This window comes from Cereibacter sphaeroides 2.4.1 (genome assembly GCF_000012905.2).
In the GTDB taxonomy this organism is placed as follows: Bacteria; Pseudomonadota; Alphaproteobacteria; order Rhodobacterales; family Rhodobacteraceae; genus Cereibacter_A; species Cereibacter_A sphaeroides.
On record NC_007493.2, the window covers coordinates 1,791,346 to 1,807,932 of the forward strand.

At 68.0% G+C, this 16,587-nt stretch carries 16 protein-coding genes and 1 tRNA gene; 11 read left to right on the plus strand and 6 right to left on the minus strand.

Going from position 1 to position 16,587, the window contains the following annotated elements; all coding sequences use genetic code 11:
* Positions 1–12 precede the first annotated feature (12 nt).
* Genes RSP_RS08645 through flgB form a run of 3 tightly spaced genes read right to left on the minus strand, consistent with a single transcriptional unit; the run spans position 13 to position 1,488 of the window.
* The gene (locus tag RSP_RS08645) at positions 13–684 is read right to left on the minus strand and encodes a flagellar hook assembly protein FlgD (RefSeq protein WP_011337977.1); all 672 of its coding nucleotides are present in this window, start codon (positions 682–684) and stop codon (positions 13–15) included.
* A gap of 1 nt (position 685) precedes the next feature.
* Positions 686–1,102, minus strand: coding sequence for a flagellar basal body rod protein FlgC (gene flgC, locus RSP_RS08650; RefSeq protein WP_011337978.1), 417 nt, complete (start codon positions 1,100–1,102; stop codon positions 686–688).
* Positions 1,102–1,488 (minus strand): flagellar basal body rod protein FlgB, encoded by a 387-nt coding sequence (gene flgB / locus RSP_RS08655; RefSeq protein WP_011337979.1) that lies wholly within the window; start codon positions 1,486–1,488, stop codon positions 1,102–1,104. Before flgB ends, flgC begins: the two co-directional genes overlap by 1 nt.
* A gap of 89 nt (positions 1,489–1,577) precedes the next feature.
* Here flgB and RSP_RS08660 point away from each other — a divergent pair, with 89 nt between their 5' ends.
* Positions 1,578–2,744: a hypothetical protein gene (locus RSP_RS08660; RefSeq protein ID WP_011337980.1), complete on the plus strand. Its 1,167-nt coding sequence runs from the start codon at positions 1,578–1,580 to the stop codon at positions 2,742–2,744.
* Positions 2,745–3,024: 280 nt separating this feature from the next.
* On the opposite strand, the gene RSP_RS08665 is transcribed toward RSP_RS08660, so the two are convergent.
* Both RSP_RS08665 and RSP_RS08670 read right to left on the minus strand, forming a co-directional pair.
* Complete coding sequence (locus RSP_RS08665; RefSeq protein WP_017140237.1) at positions 3,025–5,634, minus strand: response regulator; 2,610 nt, start codon at positions 5,632–5,634, stop codon at positions 3,025–3,027.
* A gap of 53 nt (positions 5,635–5,687) precedes the next feature.
* Complete coding sequence (locus RSP_RS08670) at positions 5,688–6,215, minus strand: molybdopterin-dependent oxidoreductase (protein WP_011337982.1); 528 nt, start codon at positions 6,213–6,215, stop codon at positions 5,688–5,690.
* A 284-nt stretch (positions 6,216–6,499) separates the two neighbouring features.
* Between RSP_RS08670 and RSP_RS08675 the strand changes: the two genes are divergently transcribed.
* Positions 6,500–7,132 carry a response regulator transcription factor gene (locus RSP_RS08675; protein ID WP_002720236.1) on the plus strand — a complete coding sequence of 211 codons (633 nt, stop codon included), beginning with the start codon at positions 6,500–6,502 and terminating at the stop codon, positions 7,130–7,132.
* A gap of 193 nt (positions 7,133–7,325) precedes the next feature.
* Here the strand turns inward: RSP_RS08675 and RSP_RS08680 are convergent, their stop codons facing one another.
* A complete protein-coding gene (locus tag RSP_RS08680; RefSeq protein WP_011337983.1) occupies positions 7,326–7,826 on the minus strand; it encodes a YciE/YciF ferroxidase family protein in 501 nt (166 codons plus the stop codon).
* Between the two features lie 168 nt (positions 7,827–7,994).
* Between RSP_RS08680 and RSP_RS08685 the strand changes: the two genes are divergently transcribed.
* The 9 genes from RSP_RS08685 to RSP_RS08725 all read left to right on the plus strand — a co-directional run bounded on the left by RSP_RS08685 (position 7,995) and on the right by RSP_RS08725 (position 16,406).
* Complete coding sequence (locus tag RSP_RS08685) at positions 7,995–8,681, plus strand: HAD family hydrolase (protein ID WP_011337984.1); 687 nt, start codon at positions 7,995–7,997, stop codon at positions 8,679–8,681.
* Positions 8,678–9,631, plus strand: coding sequence for a sugar-binding transcriptional regulator (locus tag RSP_RS08690; RefSeq protein WP_011337985.1), 954 nt, complete (start codon positions 8,678–8,680; stop codon positions 9,629–9,631). The genes RSP_RS08685 and RSP_RS08690 overlap by 4 nt, the downstream gene beginning before the upstream one ends.
* Before the next feature lie 107 nt (positions 9,632–9,738).
* Positions 9,739–11,049: an ABC transporter substrate-binding protein gene (locus RSP_RS08695; protein WP_011337986.1), complete on the plus strand. Its 1,311-nt coding sequence runs from the start codon at positions 9,739–9,741 to the stop codon at positions 11,047–11,049.
* Between the two features lie 101 nt (positions 11,050–11,150).
* Complete coding sequence (locus tag RSP_RS08700) at positions 11,151–12,023, plus strand: carbohydrate ABC transporter permease (RefSeq protein ID WP_011337987.1); 873 nt, start codon at positions 11,151–11,153, stop codon at positions 12,021–12,023.
* Position 12,024: 1 nt separating this feature from the next.
* The gene (locus tag RSP_RS08705; protein WP_011337988.1) at positions 12,025–12,855 is read left to right on the plus strand and encodes a carbohydrate ABC transporter permease; all 831 of its coding nucleotides are present in this window, start codon (positions 12,025–12,027) and stop codon (positions 12,853–12,855) included.
* A gap of 7 nt (positions 12,856–12,862) precedes the next feature.
* Positions 12,863–13,861, plus strand: a complete 999-nt coding sequence (locus RSP_RS08710) for an ABC transporter ATP-binding protein (protein WP_011337989.1) — start codon at positions 12,863–12,865, stop codon at positions 13,859–13,861.
* Between the two features lies 1 nt (position 13,862).
* Positions 13,863–14,633 carry an L-iditol 2-dehydrogenase gene (locus RSP_RS08715; protein ID WP_011337990.1) on the plus strand — a complete coding sequence of 257 codons (771 nt, stop codon included), beginning with the start codon at positions 13,863–13,865 and terminating at the stop codon, positions 14,631–14,633.
* 53 nt (positions 14,634–14,686) lie between these two features.
* On the plus strand, positions 14,687–16,120 hold the full coding sequence (locus tag RSP_RS08720) for a mannitol dehydrogenase family protein (protein WP_011337991.1): 1,434 nt from the start codon (positions 14,687–14,689) through the stop codon (positions 16,118–16,120).
* A gap of 214 nt (positions 16,121–16,334) precedes the next feature.
* Positions 16,335–16,406, plus strand: a tRNA-Thr gene (locus RSP_RS08725).
* Positions 16,407–16,587 lie beyond the last annotated feature (181 nt).

Consider the following 16,587-nt stretch of genomic DNA (forward strand, 5'->3'; position numbering starts at 1 on the left):
GTAAGTCGGGGATCAGCGGAAGGAGGTGACGGTGTCGGCGGCGACATTGCCCTTGTCCTCGACCTCGAGGACCGTGCTCTTGCCGTCGGCGCTGGTGCCGACCGACAGGACGCGGGCATAGACCTTCGGGGCGAGCGGGACCGAGCCGTCGGACGAGGCGGCCGTGACGCTCACCCGCAGCGGCACGCGGGAGGAAACGAGCGAGGACGGCACGCCGTCCCAGCCGAAGCTCACATCGCCCGCGCTCTGCGCCCCGAGGGTCTGACTGTGGAGGAGCTCGCCCGTCACGCTGTTCGAATAGGTCACGACCAGCGCCTCGGCCGGATCGGTGAGCGTGACCGCGCCGCGCACCGTCCCCGTGCCGTCGGCGCGCACGAGCGTGCCCGGCACCAGCACCGACTTGCCGATCAGCGAGGCGGCCGTGGCTGTGCGGAAGGCACCGAGCCCGTCGCCGATCCCGGTCAGCGTGCTGTTGAGCTGCTCGATCCCGGACACGGTCGAGAACTGTGCCATCTGGGCCAGGAACTCGCCGTTCTCCATCGGCTGGAACGGGTCCTGGTTCTGGAGCTGCGTGGTCAGCAGCGTCAGGAAATCCTGCTGGCCGAGGTTCGACTTGCCCTTGGCCTGCGTCGAGGTCTGGAGGGCGAGCCCCGTGGCATAGGAAGCGTCGACGGCGGTCGTCATCTCACTGCCCCATGCTGGCGGTGCGGGCCATGAGCGACCGCAGCGTCGAGACCGCCTCGAGCGTGTTCTGATACTGGCGGCTCGCCTCCATCATCTCGACCATCTCCTCGTCGACCGAGACCGGCGCCTCCCAGACATAGCCTTCGGGATCGGCCTGCGGATGATCGGGCCGGTAGACCCGCGCGGGCTCGCGGTCGAGGCTGACGACGCCCGCCACATCCGTGGTCGAGAGGCCGGTCCGGCCCACCGCATCGGCATAGCTCGTCTCGAACACGGGCCGCAGCGGCCGGAAGGCCGTCTCGGCCTTGTCCGAGACGGTGCCCGCATTGGCGAGGTTGCTCGCCACCGTGTTCATCCGCACCATCTGCGCCGAGAGCGCCCGCGCGCCCACGTCGAAGACACTGTCGATCCCGTTCATCATTCCCCCTTGATCGCCGTCATCAGGCCCGAGATGCGCCGGTTGAGGAGCGCGAGGCTCGTCTGGTAGCGCAGGGTGTTTTCCGCAAATTCCATCTGCTCCACGGCCATCTCGACCGTGTTGCCGTCGAGCGAGGGCGTGACCGGATCGCGGTAGAGCGCCTCGCCCCTCGCGGCCGGGCCGCCCGCCGCGAAATGGCGCGCCTCGGTGGTGCGCAGCGTGCCGTTGCCCGACGCCCGGGCGAGCTCCGCTCCGAAGTCGATGTCGCGCGCCTTGTAATGCGGGGTCGCGGCATTCGCGATGTTCGAGGTCAGCAGGTTGTTGCGCGTCTCGCGCAGGACGAGGGCCTGCGCATGGACCCCCAGCTGATCGCGAAATCCCGTCATCCGTTCCTCCTTGGCGCCGCCGCGCGGGCGGCATCTGGACCGGGACTTGCAAGGACGATGCCAGATGCCCAGCCTCCGAGGAGAAAGCGATGCCCGCGTCGTCCGATCTGGCCCGTCATCCCGCGCTCGACGCGGCCGCGCGCGCCGTGCTGGCGCTTCTCGAGCCTCTGGACCGGAGGGAGGGCCTCGCGCGTCTCGAAGCCCTCCATGCCGCGGCCGCCCCCGGTCCGGCCCGACGCGCGTTGCTCGCCGCCCGGATCGCGCTCCTGCGCGGCGCGCCGGCGCTGGCGCCTCCCGCCGTCATGCCGGAACCCGAGCCGGAGCCGGAGCCGCCCGCCCCCGAGCCGCCGGCGCCGAAGCCCGTGGTGATCCCGCAGCTCGATCTTTCGGCCATGATGGCGCTCTTCGAGGATGCCGAGGAGGAACCCGCCGCGGATGCCGCCCCCCCGGACGAGGGCTGGACCCGGATCCGCCTGACCGAGGACGGCCCGCGCGGCCCCGGCCAGTTTCCGAAGGGCGCGGCACTCTCGGTGACGCTCGAGGATGCGGCGCGGCTCCTCACTGCGGGCGTCGCCGAAGAGATGGAGGCAGGTCCCGCCGAGACGGAGCCTTCGCCGCCCGATGCCCCGCAAGAGGCCGCCGTTGCAGGAGATCCTGACGCGGACGGCACGTCCGCGGAGCCGCCTCACGCCGCCGGACCTGCGCGCCGGCCGAAGCGCAGCGCGCGCCGCAAGACATCGGCCGGCGCCGCGTCCGAAGGGACCGCCGTGGAAGAGACAGCTCCCAAGGCGCGCGCCTCAAGGGGCCCGCGCCGGTCCCGGCGTGCTGCGGCCGAAGATCCCGGCACGGAGACCATCCCGGCACCCGCCACCGGCGAGAAAGAGCCGCCCTCTCCGGGTCTCCATCCGCCGACGCAGGCCGCCTTCGTGACATCCGGCGGCCAGCCCTCCGCCGACGTCCCGGCAGTGGGGCGGCTGCAGACGCTCGATGCCGCGGCCCCGGCGGCCTCGGAGGAACCGGATCCTGACGCGGTTGGCGCCCCTGAGGACGATCCCGCCCCGACCGCCAAAGGCGTTGCTCCGCCTGCAGAGGCCCCCCCTGTGCGGGGGCGGCCCCAGGGCTTCAATCCCGCCGCATTCGCCGCCCTCGCGGCCTTCGGGGACACCGATCCCGCAGAGGATGCGGAAGAAATCGGCGGCGAACCGGGCGTCGGCAAGGCTCCAGATGGGACTGCGCCGCCCACGACGTCAGCATGACGGCAGGATCGAGCCGGTGCGCATCTGCTCCCGCTCCAGGCAGAGGCCGCCCCGTGCCGCGGACCAGGCGTTGCGCGGGGTTCCGTGTGCCGCGGCGGACGGTGCATTCCAAACGACCGAACCGCGTCGAGCCTCGCTGCGCCAAGCCTTTCAGGGTTTCGATCGAGGGACGGGCCGTCCCCGCGTCACAAGAGGGCCGGACGAACCGGGGGGAACGGCGCAACAGGCCGAGCGACCGTCACCATCGGCAGGAGCAAGCCCGCCCGGCGCGGGGCGTGGCTCAGGCGGCGGTGGCCTGACAGGCGGCAGCGGTGCGTTCCAGCGTCGCGGGCAGGCTCTCGAGCGCGCGCGCGGCCTCAGCCGTGTTCGACGCGTCGGCTGCCGTTTCGTAGCTCGCAAGGCTGCGGTGCAGCGCCATGAGGCCCACGGCCGCCGCCGCCCCCGCCGTCCGGTGCGCGAGCTTGGCGGCCGCCAGATGATCGCCCGCCTCGTGCAGGCGCCGCATCTCGGGGAGCGCGTCGCCCGTCTCGCTCAGCACCCTGCCGATCATGCCCGCGATATAATCGGGCCCGAGATTGCCCTCGAGGTCGGCCCGCAGCTCGGCGTCGATCAGCGGCAGATCGTCGGGTGGCGGGTCGCCAGCGGGGAGCACCTCCTCGACCGCGGCGCTGGTTTCCGTGAACTGGCGGATGGCGCGAAACAGCGCCGAGCGCGTGATGGGCTTCACCAGCACGTCATTCATGCCGGCTGCGAGGAAGTCGGGGACACGGTCCGGGTCGGCATGGGCCGTGGCACCGAGGATGGGCGTGTCGGTCGAGGCGCCGGCCCGCCGGATCCGTCGCGTGGCCTCGAGCCCGTCCACGCGCGGCATCGAGACATCCATCAGGATCAGGTCGAAGCGGCGGGCGCCAGCCGCCTCGGCCGCCTCGGCGCCATCCTCGGCCGTCGCCACCTCGTGCCCCGCCATCCGCAGGATCTCGGCGAGGAGCTGACGGTTGATCGCATTGTCATCGACCACGAGGATCGCGCGGGCGCCGTCCCCGGCCGATGGCGCATCCTCCGCGAACTCCTCCTGGGCCGCCTCGGCCCCCTGCGCCACGGGCAGCTGCAGGCGAAGCGTGAAGACGGATCCGAGCCCCAGCTTGCTCTGGACGTCGATCTGCCCGCCCATGGTCTCGGCGGCGAGCTTGGCGATGCCGAGGCCGAGGCCCGTCCCTTCGCGGATGCGCCCGTAGGAGGCGTCGAGCGTCTCGAAATTGCGGAAGATCGTGTCGAGATGCTCCTCCGCAATGCCGATGCCCGTATCGCCCACATGGATGCAGAGGTCGACGGTGCCGGACGTGCGGCCCGGGTGCCAGAGCAGCTCGACCGAGACCTTGCCATTGTCGGTGAACTTGATGGCATTGCCGATCAGGTTGTACATCACCCGCAGGAACAGGTGGCGCTGCCCGAGCACGGGCGGCACCGGGTTCTTGGGCTGCGCGAACCACAGCTTGTTGCCGCGCTTGTCGGCCTGCGGCTGGTTCTGCCGGATCAGCCCCTCGATGAGATCCACCGGCGAGAAGACCGTGCGGGCGTAGCTCGCGCCGTCCTTGTCCGACAGCCGCGTCAGCTCGAGCACGTTGTTCACCTGATCGAGTGCCGCCGAGCCGCAGCCGATCACGATGTCGGTGAGCCAGCGCTGTCTGTCGGTGAGATCCGTCGAGGTCTGCAGCAGGTCGGAGGCAGCCATCAGCCCGTTGAGCGGCGTCCGCATCTCGTGGCTCATGACCGCGAGGAAGCGCGACTTGGCCTCTTCGCCCTTCAGCGCGTCATTGCGCGCCTTCTTCAGGCTCTCCTCACGCTCGAGCCGCTCGGAGATGTCGCGGATGAAGGCGATGAAGAACGGATCCTGCGACGCGCCCTGCGCCTCGGCCACCGAGACCTCGACCGGGAAGGTCGAGCCGTTCGTGCGCTGCGCCATCATCGTAATGCGCCCGTCGCGCCCGGTCGGGTTCAGCTCCGCCTCTTCCTCGCCCCGCGCGTGAGGACGCAGCAACCCGTCAGCATCGTCCGTGCGGATATAGTCGACGAAATTCGTGCCTTCGGCCGTCTGCGGCGACCAGCGGAACATGTCCAGCGCCGCACGGTTACATTCGACCACCCGCCCCATGTGGTCGAGCACCACCACCGCATCCAGCGAGGATTCGATGGTGGCGCGCAGGTTGTGGACCGACCGTTCGAGCAGCATTCCGCGGCGACGGCGGGCGTTGCTCTGCACGATCACCACGGCGATCAGCACCCCCATCAGCCCCAGAAGTCCGAGGGCCGCCAGTGCGAACGTCTGGAGCGACTGGCGCAGCGTCGCGCGCCGCGCGTCCGAGACGGTCATCACTTCCCCGAGCGCGCGCACCACGCCCGAGCGGACCGATCCCGCATCCCTCTCGAGCTCCCCGATCAGCTGCGGAAGAGCGGCTCTCAGGTCCGCATCCGGCCCGTCGATGACGGGGATCCAGCGGGCGAAGAACCCCTCCGGCCCGTCGAAGATCGGCAGCACGTCGGCCTCGAGCGGTGCAATGGTGCCGCTTTCGAATCCGCGGACGATGTCCACGCGGCTGTAGAGGATGTCGAACCTCTTGCGGAGCTCGTCGAGTCGGGCCGGATCGTCCGACCGATAGGCGGCCATCTGCGCCGCCGAGGCGAGATTCAGCACATCCACCTCGAACTGCGCGAGCACCCAGGTCCGGTTGTCGAGATGGGCGACCCGATTCTGCTCGAGCTGCTTGTCGATGTCGGAAAAGATGAAGATCGCCGCCACCAGAGCCGTGACGCCGACCGCGAGGACGAGCACATACCCCGTCCAGCGCTCGAACACGCCCCCCGGAGCCGTGTCGCGGCTTTCGGAGAACATGGCCTGAACCTCTGCTCCCCGCTCGCCTCCGTCCGGTATGCGGGGGCGCTCGGTCATGGGTGCACGGTCAACCTGTCGAGCTGCCAGATGCTCTGACCGTAGGTCACCTCGGAGCGGTAGCGCGCATCCTCGTCATACGGGAAGATCACCCAGAGCGGCCCCTTCTCGCGGCGCGAGAAGGTCGCGCCGTCAATGTGATAGGCGATGATCGGGGCATCGTCCTCGATGGCGGAGGCGGGGATCTCTACGGCATAATCGTTGACGGCCACCGCCGAGACCGAGGCATCTTTGGCGGCCCCGAGCCGCTCGAGCAGCGTCCGCAGCGGCACGCCCTCGAACTCGTGCACGCCTTCGGTCCAGACCGTGGAGGTCTGGAAGCTGCGCGCTGGCAGCGACCGAAGCATCGGCAGATCGAACTCCGCCCGTCCCTCGGCATTCGTGACGCCGATGGCGCCCTGAACGGTGAGGAGCGGAGCCTCGACCGGGGCCGGCAGGACATCCGTCTGGGTCGCGAGGGCCGGAGCACCCGCGGCCGAGACAGCCAGAACAAGAGCCAGGAAGTTACCCGCGGCTAGGGTCATTCCACATCTCCATTGCACAAATGCCCTCGCGAGCATCAATACCAAGCAAGCTTTGCTTAGACAGCACCGCTTAAGAATGCGCTAATATACCTAAGCATATATACTGACCCAACGAATGTCATGAAATCGGCGCGGGAGAGTAGAGCCATGCCACGCCACTTGTCTCTTTTCATTTTTTCGGATGTGTGCAGCTTATGGAGGGAAGGCTCGACTTTTCGGAGACTACTCCTCCGGCACGGCCGAGGCCCCCGAAGGTTTGCGTGCAGGATAGAAGCGAGCGTATCATGACCCAGACGCCCCAAAAGCTCAGCGTTCTCATTGCCGACGATCACGAGATGGTCGTCGAGATGTTCTCGCTCTTTTTGACCGCATCCTCGGAGATGACCGTGAAGACCGCCAAGAGCCTCGACGAGGCTCTCGAGCGGATCAAGGAACACGGGCCCTTCGACGTCACCCTTCTCGATCTGAACATGCCCGGAATGAACGGGGTCGCCGGCCTCGTGCGGGCGATCAAGCTGTCCGCGGGCAAGCCGGTCGCGATCCTGACCTCGAACCCGACCCCGCGGATGGTGGATGAGATCCTTGCTACCGGCGCCTCGGGGATCGTGCTCAAGACGACGCCGGTGCGCAGCCTCGGCAATGCGATCCGGTTCATGCATGCGGGCGAGCATTACCTGCCGCTCGAGCTGGCGCGTGATCGGCGCCAGGCCCCCGACAGCTCGGGCGGACGGCTTACGGAAAAGGAGATGCTCGTCATGTCCTATCTGGCGGAAGGCCGCCAGAACAAGGAGATAGCGCACGGGCTTAATCTTGCCGAACCGACGATCAAGATGCATGTGAAGTCGATCTGCAAGAAGCTGGGCGCCACGAACCGCACGCAGGCCGTGGTGACGGCACGCAATCTCGGCATCATCTGAGCGGCTTCGACACCTTCCGGACCTCTCATCGAGTATCCGGCCACCCTTTGGCCGGTCACCGCGCGCGGCGGCGGGACTCTCGTCCGCTTCTGCGCCAGGCACCTGCCGCTTCGGGATCGAGCGTCGCGCCCCCTCGGCGGAAGCCGTGCAGGCAAGCTGCGGGAACGACGCCGAACGCCGCTCCCGCAGTCCGTCACGCCGCGCGGTTCAGGCGGGCCTCGGCCAGCTTCGTGAGCTTCATGTCGGCCGCCTTCTCCTCGGACAGGGTCTGCTCGAGGATCGACGCCACTTCCGGGCGCCCCAGTTCCTTCGACCAGGCGATGAGCGTGCCGTAGCGGGTCATTTCGTAATGTTCGACCGCCTGGGCCGCGGCGGCGAGGGCCGCATCCAGCACGTCCTGCTCGGCGATATCGCCCGCCACTTCATTGGCTTCCTTGATGATCCCGTCGATCGCGGGACAGGTCGTGCCCTTAGCATCCTGCCCCAGCAGGGCGAAGACGCGCTCGAGCCGCGAGACATGGGTGCGGGTCTCGTCGAGATGATGCTCGAACCCCTCGCGCAGGCCGGCGTCGCCCGCCTTCTCGATCATCTTCGGCAGCGCCTTCTCGATCTGCTGCTCGGCGTAGTAGATGTCCTGCAGCATGTGGGTATAGAGATCGTCCATCGAACGGATGTCTTTCGAGAACAAAGCCATATGGCATCTCCTTCATGTCGGTTGCGAACGTTCGGCAAGGCCTTGCCCACCGGATCGCCTGACGAACGGGGGGCAGTGGGGAATGTTCCCGCCGGTGCCCGCAAAGCGGCCGGATACGGCCCATCAAGCCGCTTTACTCGGCGAACTGCGCTCGCCTAGTGTCTGCGGATGGATATCGGGCTTGTCATTTTCGATTGCGACGGGGTTCTGGTCGATTCGGAAGTTCTGGCCGTGGCCGTCCTCATCGCAGAGCTGGACCGGGCGGGCGCGCGGGTCGACGAGGCCTTCGTGCATCGGCATTTTCTTGGCCGCAGCTTCCCGGTCGTTCAGGAGGTCGTTCAGCGCCAGTTCGGCGTGACCCTGCCCGAAACTTTTCAGGCCGGGGAACGCGCCCGGCTGCTGGCGGCCTTCGAGACCGGCCTCCGGGCCATGCCCGGCGCGGCGGAGACCGTCCGCGCGCTGGCGGTGCCCTTCTGCCTCGCCACGTCGAGCACGCCGGCCCGGCTCACGCGCTCGCTCGAGATCACGGGCCTTGCCGCCCTCTTCGAGGGGCGCTGCTTCACCGCGAGTCAGGTGGCGCGGGGCAAGCCCGCGCCCGATCTGTTCCTGCTCGCCGCGGCCGAGATGGGCGTCGCGCCCGCACGCTGCCTCGTGATCGAGGATACCGAGCCCGGCGTGCGCGCAGGCCTCGCGGCCGGGATGCAGGTCTGGCGCTTCACCGGCGGCAGCCATTTCGCGAACCGATCCCCCGAGGATGCGCCCGATGCCCGGCCGCACCGGCGGTTCGACAGCTTCGACCGTTTCTACGAGACCCTGCCCGGCCTGCGCCGGGCCAACTGCGAGATCCTGACATGATCGACCGGCCCGAGAGCGAGCCGACGCCCCTCGACGACGCCGCACGCGCGGGCTGGCTCTATTACGTCGCAGGCCTGACGCAAGACCAGATCGCGCGGGAACTCGGCACCTCGCGCCAGAGGGCGCAGCGACTGGTGAGCCGGGCCATCTCCGAACGGCTGATCCATGTCCGGCTCGAGCATCGGGTCTCGGGCTGCCTGCATCTGGAAGCCGCTCTGATCCGACGCTTCGGGCTGAAGCTGGCCCGCGTGGCGCCGAGCCTCGGGTCCGAGGTGGATCCCCTGCCCTCCATCGCCCCCACCGCCGCCGCCGAGGTGGAGCGGGTGCTGCGCTCGGAGCGGCCGATGGTGGTGGCCTTCGGCACCGGCCGGTCGCTGCGCGCCACCGTCGAGGAGATGACCTCGATGGTCTGCGAGCAGCACAAGATCGTGTCGCTCAACGGGAATATCTCGGCGGATGGCTCGGCCTCCTACTACGATGTGATCTTCCGCATCGCCGACCGTGTGCGCGCGCCGCACTATCCGATGCCGATGCCCGTCATCGCGCAGGATGCGGCGGAGCGGGAGCTGTTTCATGCGCTGAAGCCCGTGCAGTCGGTGCTGCGGCTTGCCCGCAATGCCGATGTGACCTTCGTCGGGCTGGGACAGATGGGCGAGGACGCGCCGCTCCTGAAGGACGGGTTCATCACGCCCGACGAACTGGCCGAGATGCAGGAGCTGGGCGCGGTCGGAGAGGTGGCGGGATGGGTCTTCGACTCGGAGGGCCGCTACCTCGAAACCAGCATCAATCAGCGAGTTGCGGGCGTCCGTGTCGAACTTTCCGAGGATCGGACAGTGGTCGCCATCGCAGGCGGCAGACGCAAGCTCGCGGCGCTGCACGCAGGCCTAAGGGGCCGTCTTTTCAACGGCCTGATCACCGACGAGCTCACGGCGCAGGCACTTCTGTCCTGAAACCGCCAAAAGGCGCGGCAAAAAGTATTTGACAGGCTGGCACCCCTCGGTGAGTAATTATTCGCCGCACGAAATAATGCTCACCGTGCAGGCCAGGGAGGATACTGATGACCGCAAGATTTCGCGCCCTGATGGGCGCGTGCGCCGTGGCTGCGCTCTCGTCCGCCGCCGGCGCCGAAACCATCACCGTGGCGACTGTCAACAACGGCGACATGATCCGCATGCAGGGGCTCATGTCCGAGTTCAACGCGCAGCACCCCGACATCACCGTCGAGTGGGTGACGCTCGAGGAAAACGTGCTGCGCCAGAAGGTCACGACCGACATCGCCACGAAGGGCGGGCAGTTCGACGTGCTGACCATCGGCACCTACGAGGTTCCGATCTGGGGCAAGCAGGGCTGGCTCGTGAGCCTGAACGACCTGCCGCCGGAGTATGATGCCGACGACATCCTGCCCGCGATCCGCAACGGCCTGACCGTCGACGGCGAGCTCTATGCCGCGCCCTTCTACGGCGAGAGCTCGATGATCATGTATCGCAAGGACCTGATGGAGAAGGCGGGGCTGACGATGCCCGACGCCCCCACCTGGGACTTCGTGAAGGAAGCGGCGCAGAAGATGACCGACAAGGATGCCGAGGTCTACGGCATCTGCCTGCGCGGCAAGGCGGGCTGGGGCGAGAACATGGCCTTCCTCACCGCCATGGCCAACAGCTACGGCGCGCGCTGGTTCGACGAGAACTGGCAGCCGCAGTTCGACGGCGAGGCTTGGAAGGCCACGCTGACCGACTATCTCGACATGATGACGAACTACGGCCCGCCCGGCGCCTCGAACAACGGCTTCAACGAGAACCTCGCGCTGTTCCAGCAGGGCAAGTGCGGCATGTGGATCGACGCGACGGTGGCCGCCTCCTTCGTGACCAACCCCGAGGAATCCACGGTGGCCGACAAGGTGGGCTTCGCGCTCGCCCCCGATACCGGCAAGGGCAAGCGGGCCAACTGGCTCTGGGCCTGGAACCTCGCGATCCCGGCGGGCTCGCAGAAGGTCGATGCCGCCAAGCAGTTCATCGCCTGGGCGACCTCGAAGGACTATGCCGAGCTGGTGGCCTCGAAGGAAGGCTGGGCCAACGTGCCTCCGGGGACGCGGATCTCGCTCTACGAGAACCCGGAATATCAGAAGGTGCCGTTCGCGAAGATGACGCTCGACAGCATCAACGCGGCTGACCCGACCCACCCGGCCGTCGATCCGGTGCCTTACGTCGGCGTGCAGTTCGTGGCGATCCCCGAGTTCCAGGGCATCGGCACCGCCGTGGGCCAGCAGTTCTCGGCGGCTCTCGCGGGCTCGATGTCGGCCGAGCAGGCGCTTCAGGCGGCCCAGCAGTTCACGACGCGCGAAATGACCCGCGCGGGCTACATCAAGTAGGCCCTTCCGCGGGCCGGCCCTGACCGGCCGGCCCGCATGCGCTTGCCGCTTCCGGCCGCATCCGCCGGAGGCCTTTCCGCCCCATCAGCCCCGAGGCCTCCATGGCGACCCAGCATTCAAAGACTGCGGCGCGTCTGATGATTTCCCCGGCCGTGATCCTCCTGTTCCTGTGGATGATCGTGCCGCTGTCGATGACGCTCTACTTCAGCTTCCTGCGCTACAACCTCCTCATGCCGGGGATGGAGAGCTTCACCGGCTGGGACAATTACTATTACTTCCTGACCGATCCGGCCTTCTCCGCGGCCCTGACCAACACGATCCTCCTCGTGGTGGGCGTCCTTCTCATCACCGTGGTGGGCGGGGTTCTTCTCGCGCTCCTGCTCGACCAGCCCTTCTGGGGTCAGGGCATCGTCCGCGTGCTGGTGATCGCGCCCTTCTTCGTCATGCCCACCGTCTCGGCGCTGGTCTGGAAGAACATGTTCATGAACCCCGTGAACGGGATGTTCGCCCATATCGCCCGCGGCCTCGGCCTTCCGCCGTTCGACTTCCTGTCGCAGGCGCCGCTGGCCTCGATCATCGGCATCGTGGCCTGGCAGTGGCTGCCCTTCGCCACGCTGATCCTTCTGACGGCGCTCCAGTCGCTCGACCGCGAGCAGATGGAGGCGGCCGAGATGGACGGCGCCTCGGCGCTCGACCGGTTCATCCACATCACCGTGCCGCACCTGACGCGGGCCATCACCGTGGTGGTGCTGATCCAGACCATCTTCCTTCTGGGCGTCTTCGCCGAGATCCTCGTCACGACGAACGGCGGACCCGGCACGGCCTCGACCAACATCACCTACCTCGTCTATGCGCAGTCGCTCCTGAATTACGACGTGGGGGGCGGGTCGGCCGGCGGCATCGTCGCCGTGGTGCTCGCCAATATCGTGGCGATCTTCCTGATGCGCATGATCGGCAAGAATCTGGACGCCTGACATGTCACGCCGCACCTCAACCCGCCGCACGCTGATCGTCACGCTCGCCGCCTGGACGGTCGCCTTCCTCATCTTCTTCCCGATCCTCTGGACGGTGCTGATGAGCTTCAAATCGGAAGGAGACGCCATCAAGGCGCCCTTCGCCATGCTCTTCTCGGACTGGACCCTGCAATCCTACGCCGATGTGCAGGAACGGTCGAACTACGCCCGCCACTTCATGAATTCGGTGGTGATCTCGCTGGGTTCGACCCTGGTGGCGCTCGCCATCGCGATCCCCGCCGCCTGGGCCATGGCCTTCGTGCCGGGCCGGCGGACGAAGGACGTGCTGATGTGGATGCTGTCGACCAAGATGATGCCGGCGGTGGGCGTGCTCATCCCGCTCTATCTGATCTTCCGCGACACGGGCCTTCTCGACACGCGGATCGGCCTCGTGATCGTGCTCACGCTCATCAACCTGCCGATCGTGGTCTGGATGCTCTATACCTACTTCAAGGAGATCCCGGGCGAGATCCTCGAGGCCGCGCGGATGGACGGGGCGACGCTCGGCTCCGAGATCCTCTATATCCTCACGCCGATGGCCGTGCCGGGCATCGCCTCGACGCTGCTTCTGAACGTGATCCTCGCCTGGAACGAGGCCTTCTGGACGCTGCAGCTGACCACCTCGCGGGCGGCCCCGCTCACGCAGTTCATCGCGAGCTATTCCAGCCCCGAGGGCCTCTTCTACGCCAAACTGTCGGCGGCCTCGACCATGGCCATCGCGCCGATCCTGATCCTTGGCTGGTTCAGCCAGAAACAACTCGTCCGCGGCCTGACCTTCGGCGCGGTGAAGTGAGGGCCACATGGGCAAGATAACCCTGCGCAACGTCCAGAAGCGGTTCGGTGAGGCGGTCGTCATCCCCTCGCTCGACCTCGACATCGAGGATGGCGAGTTCGTCGTCTTCGTCGGCCCCTCGGGCTGCGGCAAATCCACGCTGCTGCGCCTAATCGCGGGCCTCGAGGATGTGTCGGACGGCCAGATCATGATCGACGGGCGCGACGCCACCGAGATGCCGCCGGCGAAGCGCGGCCTCGCCATGGTGTTTCAGAGCTACGCGCTCTATCCGCACATGACGGTGAAGAAGAACATCGCCTTCCCGCTGCGGATGGCGAAGATGGAGCCGCAGGAGATCGAGCGGCGCGTGGCGAATGCGGCCAAGATCCTGAACCTCACCAACTATCTCGACCGCCGCCCCGGCCAGCTCTCGGGCGGGCAACGCCAGCGGGTGGCCATCGGGCGCGCCATCGTGCGCGAGCCGGCGGCCTTCCTGTTCGACGAGCCGCTCTCGAACCTCGATGCCGCGCTGCGGGTCAACATGCGGCTCGAGATCACCGAGCTGCACCAGTCGCTCGAGACCACGATGATCTATGTCACCCACGATCAGGTCGAGGCCATGACCATGGCCGACAAGATCGTGGTGCTGAACGCGGGCCGGATCGAGCAGGTGGGCTCGCCCCTCACCCTCTACCGCAATCCGGCGAACCTCTTCGTGGCGGGCTTCATCGGCAGCCCGAAGATGAACCTGATCGAGGGGCCAGAGGCCGCGAAACACGGCGCCACCACCATCGGGATCCGCCCCGAGCATATCGACCTGTCGCGCGAGGCGGGGGCGTGGGAGGGCGAGGTCGGCGTCTCGGAACATCTCGGCTCGGACACGTTCCTGCATGTGCATGTCGCGGGGATGTCCACCCTCACCGTGCGGACGGGCGGAGAGTTCGGCGTCCACCACGGCGACCGGGTCTGGCTCACGCCGCAGGCCGACAAGATCCACCGCTTCGGCGCCGACGGAAAGGCGCTCTGACATGCGGCTCGACGGCAAGACCGCCCTCATCACCGGCTCGGCGCGCGGCATAGGCCGCGCCTTCGCCGAGGCCTATGTGCGCGAAGGCGCGCGCGTGGCCATCGCCGACATCAATCTCGAGGCGGCCCGCACCACCGCCGCCGAGATCGGCCCCGCGGCCTGCGCCATCGGCCTCGACGTGACCGATCAGGCCAGCATCGACCGCTGCGTGGCCGAGCTTCTCGACCGCTGGGGCCGCATCGACATCCTCGTGAACAATGCCGCCCTCTTCGATCTGGCGCCCATCGTCGAGATCACCCGCGAGAGCTACGACCGGCTGTTCGCCATCAACGTCTCGGGCACGCTCTTCATGATGCAGGCGGTGGCGCGGGCGATGATCGCGGGCGGCCGGGGCGGCAAGATCATCAACATGGCAAGCCAGGCCGGCCGCCGCGGCGAGGCGCTGGTGGGCGTCTATTGCGCGACCAAGGCCGCCGTCATCTCGCTCACCCAGAGCGCGGGGCTGAACCTCATCCGCCACGGGATCAACGTCAATGCCATCGCGCCGGGCGTGGTGGACGGCGAGCACTGGGACGGAGTGGATGCCAAGTTCGCCGACTACGAGAACCTGCCGCGCGGCGAGAAGAAGCGTCAGGTCGGCGCGGCGGTGCCCTTCGGCCGCATGGGCCGCGCCGAGGACCTGACCGGCATGGCGATCTTCCTCGCCACGCCCGAGGCCGACTACATCGTGGCCCAGACCTACAACGTGGACGGCGGCAACTGGATGAGCTGAGGCCGAAGGCCCGGCCCTCCCCGTCGAACGCGCCCCCTATCCGAGGTAATCTCATGACCCGCTCCGTCACCCGTCCCTCCTATGACCGCAAGTCGCTCACCCCCGGCATCGTCCATATCGGCGTCGGCAATTTCCACCGGGCGCATCAGGCGGTCTATCTCGACGATCTCTTCGCACTGGGCGAGGGCCACGACTGGGCCATCCTCGGGGCGGGCGTCCGCGCGACCGATGCGCGGATGCGCGAGGCGCTGGCCGCGCAGGACAATCTCTCGACGGTGATCGAGCTCGATCCGGCCGGCCACCGCGCCCGCCAAGTGGGGGCGATGGTAGGCTTCCTGCCGGTCGAGGCCGACAACGCGGCCCTGATCGAGGCCATGTCGGATCCGCGCATCCGCATCGTCTCGCTCACCGTGACCGAGGGCGGCTATTATGTCGATGCCTCGGGCGCCTTCGATCCGACGCATCCCGATATCGTGGCCGATGCGGCCCATCCTGCGCGGCCCGCGACCGCCTTCGGCGCGATCCTCGCCGCCCTTCGCGCCCGCCGCGACGCGGGGGTTACCCCCTTCACCGTGATGTCCTGCGACAACCTCCCCGGCAACGGCCATGTCACCCGCAATGCCGTGGTGGGCCTGGCCGAGCTCTACGACGCCGAGCTTGCGGGCTGGGTGAAGGCGCAGGTGGCCTTCCCGAACGGCATGGTCGACCGCATCACCCCCGCCACCGGCCCGCACGAGCGCGAGCTGGCGCAGGGCTTCGGCCTCGCCGATCCGGTGCCCGTCACCTGCGAGCCGTTCCGGCAGTGGGTGATCGAGGATCATTTCCCCGCCGGACGCCCCGCGCTCGAGAAGGTGGGCGTGACCTTCACCCCGCATGTCCATGCCTATGAGGCGATGAAGATCCGCATCCTGAACGGGGGCCATGCGGTGATCGCCTATCCGTCGGCGCTCATGGACATCCAGCTCGTGCACGAGGCCATGGCCCATCCGCTGATCGCGGCCTTCCTGCACAAGGTCGAGGTCGAGGAGATCCTGCCCCATGTCGCGCCGGTGCCCGACACCAGCATCCCCGACTATCTCACCCTGATCGAGAGCCGCTTCTCGAACCCCGAGATCGCCGACACGACGCGCAGGCTCTGCCTCGACGGTTCGAACCGGCAGCCGAAGTTCATCGTGCCGTCGCTGCGCGACAATCTTGCGGCGGGCACGGTGCCGAAGGGGTTGGTGTTGCTCTCGGCGCTCTGGTGCCGCTACTGCTACGGCACGACGGACTCGGGCGTTGTGGTCGAGCCGAACGATCCGAACTGGACGGCGCTGCAGGACCGCGCGCGGCGGGCGAAGGAAAACCCGGCCGAATGGCTCGCCATGACCGAGGTCTATGGCGATCTGGCGCAGAACGATCTTCTGGCGGCCGAGTTCGCGACAGCCCTCGAGGCGGTCTGGCGCGACGGGGCAGAGGCGGTGCTGCGGCGCTTCCTCGCGGCCTGATCCGCAGGGCCCAGCCGCTCGGAGCACCGAAGCGGAGCCCCTGCCCCTTGCGGCGCACCGTGAGGCGAAACGACCGGGCCACCCCGGGGCCACCGCCTCGGTAACACCATGGTATCGCGCAAGAATGCCGGCGCCTCTGCCGAACGGGCCCGGCTGCCGGGCGAGGCGTCGGACTTGTCAAGGCGGCGGCCCTCGGGTAGAGAGAGCGGGCGTGGCCCCGTTAGCACAGTGGTAGTGCAGCGCTCTTGTAAAGCGAAGGTCGTTCGTTCAAATCGGACACGGGGCACGCGATCCTCCCTCCGCCTCCGGCCCGCACTGCCTCTTCGGAAGGCACCTGCCCGCTTGTGCGCCGCGCCCTTTCCTCGCTTCCCAAGCGTCTGCCACGGCTTGCGGAAATCCGCGCGCCTCGGTTCTGGACAGCCGCCCCTTGCGGTGTAATCTGCCCGCAGCGCTGAGCCGGCGGACAG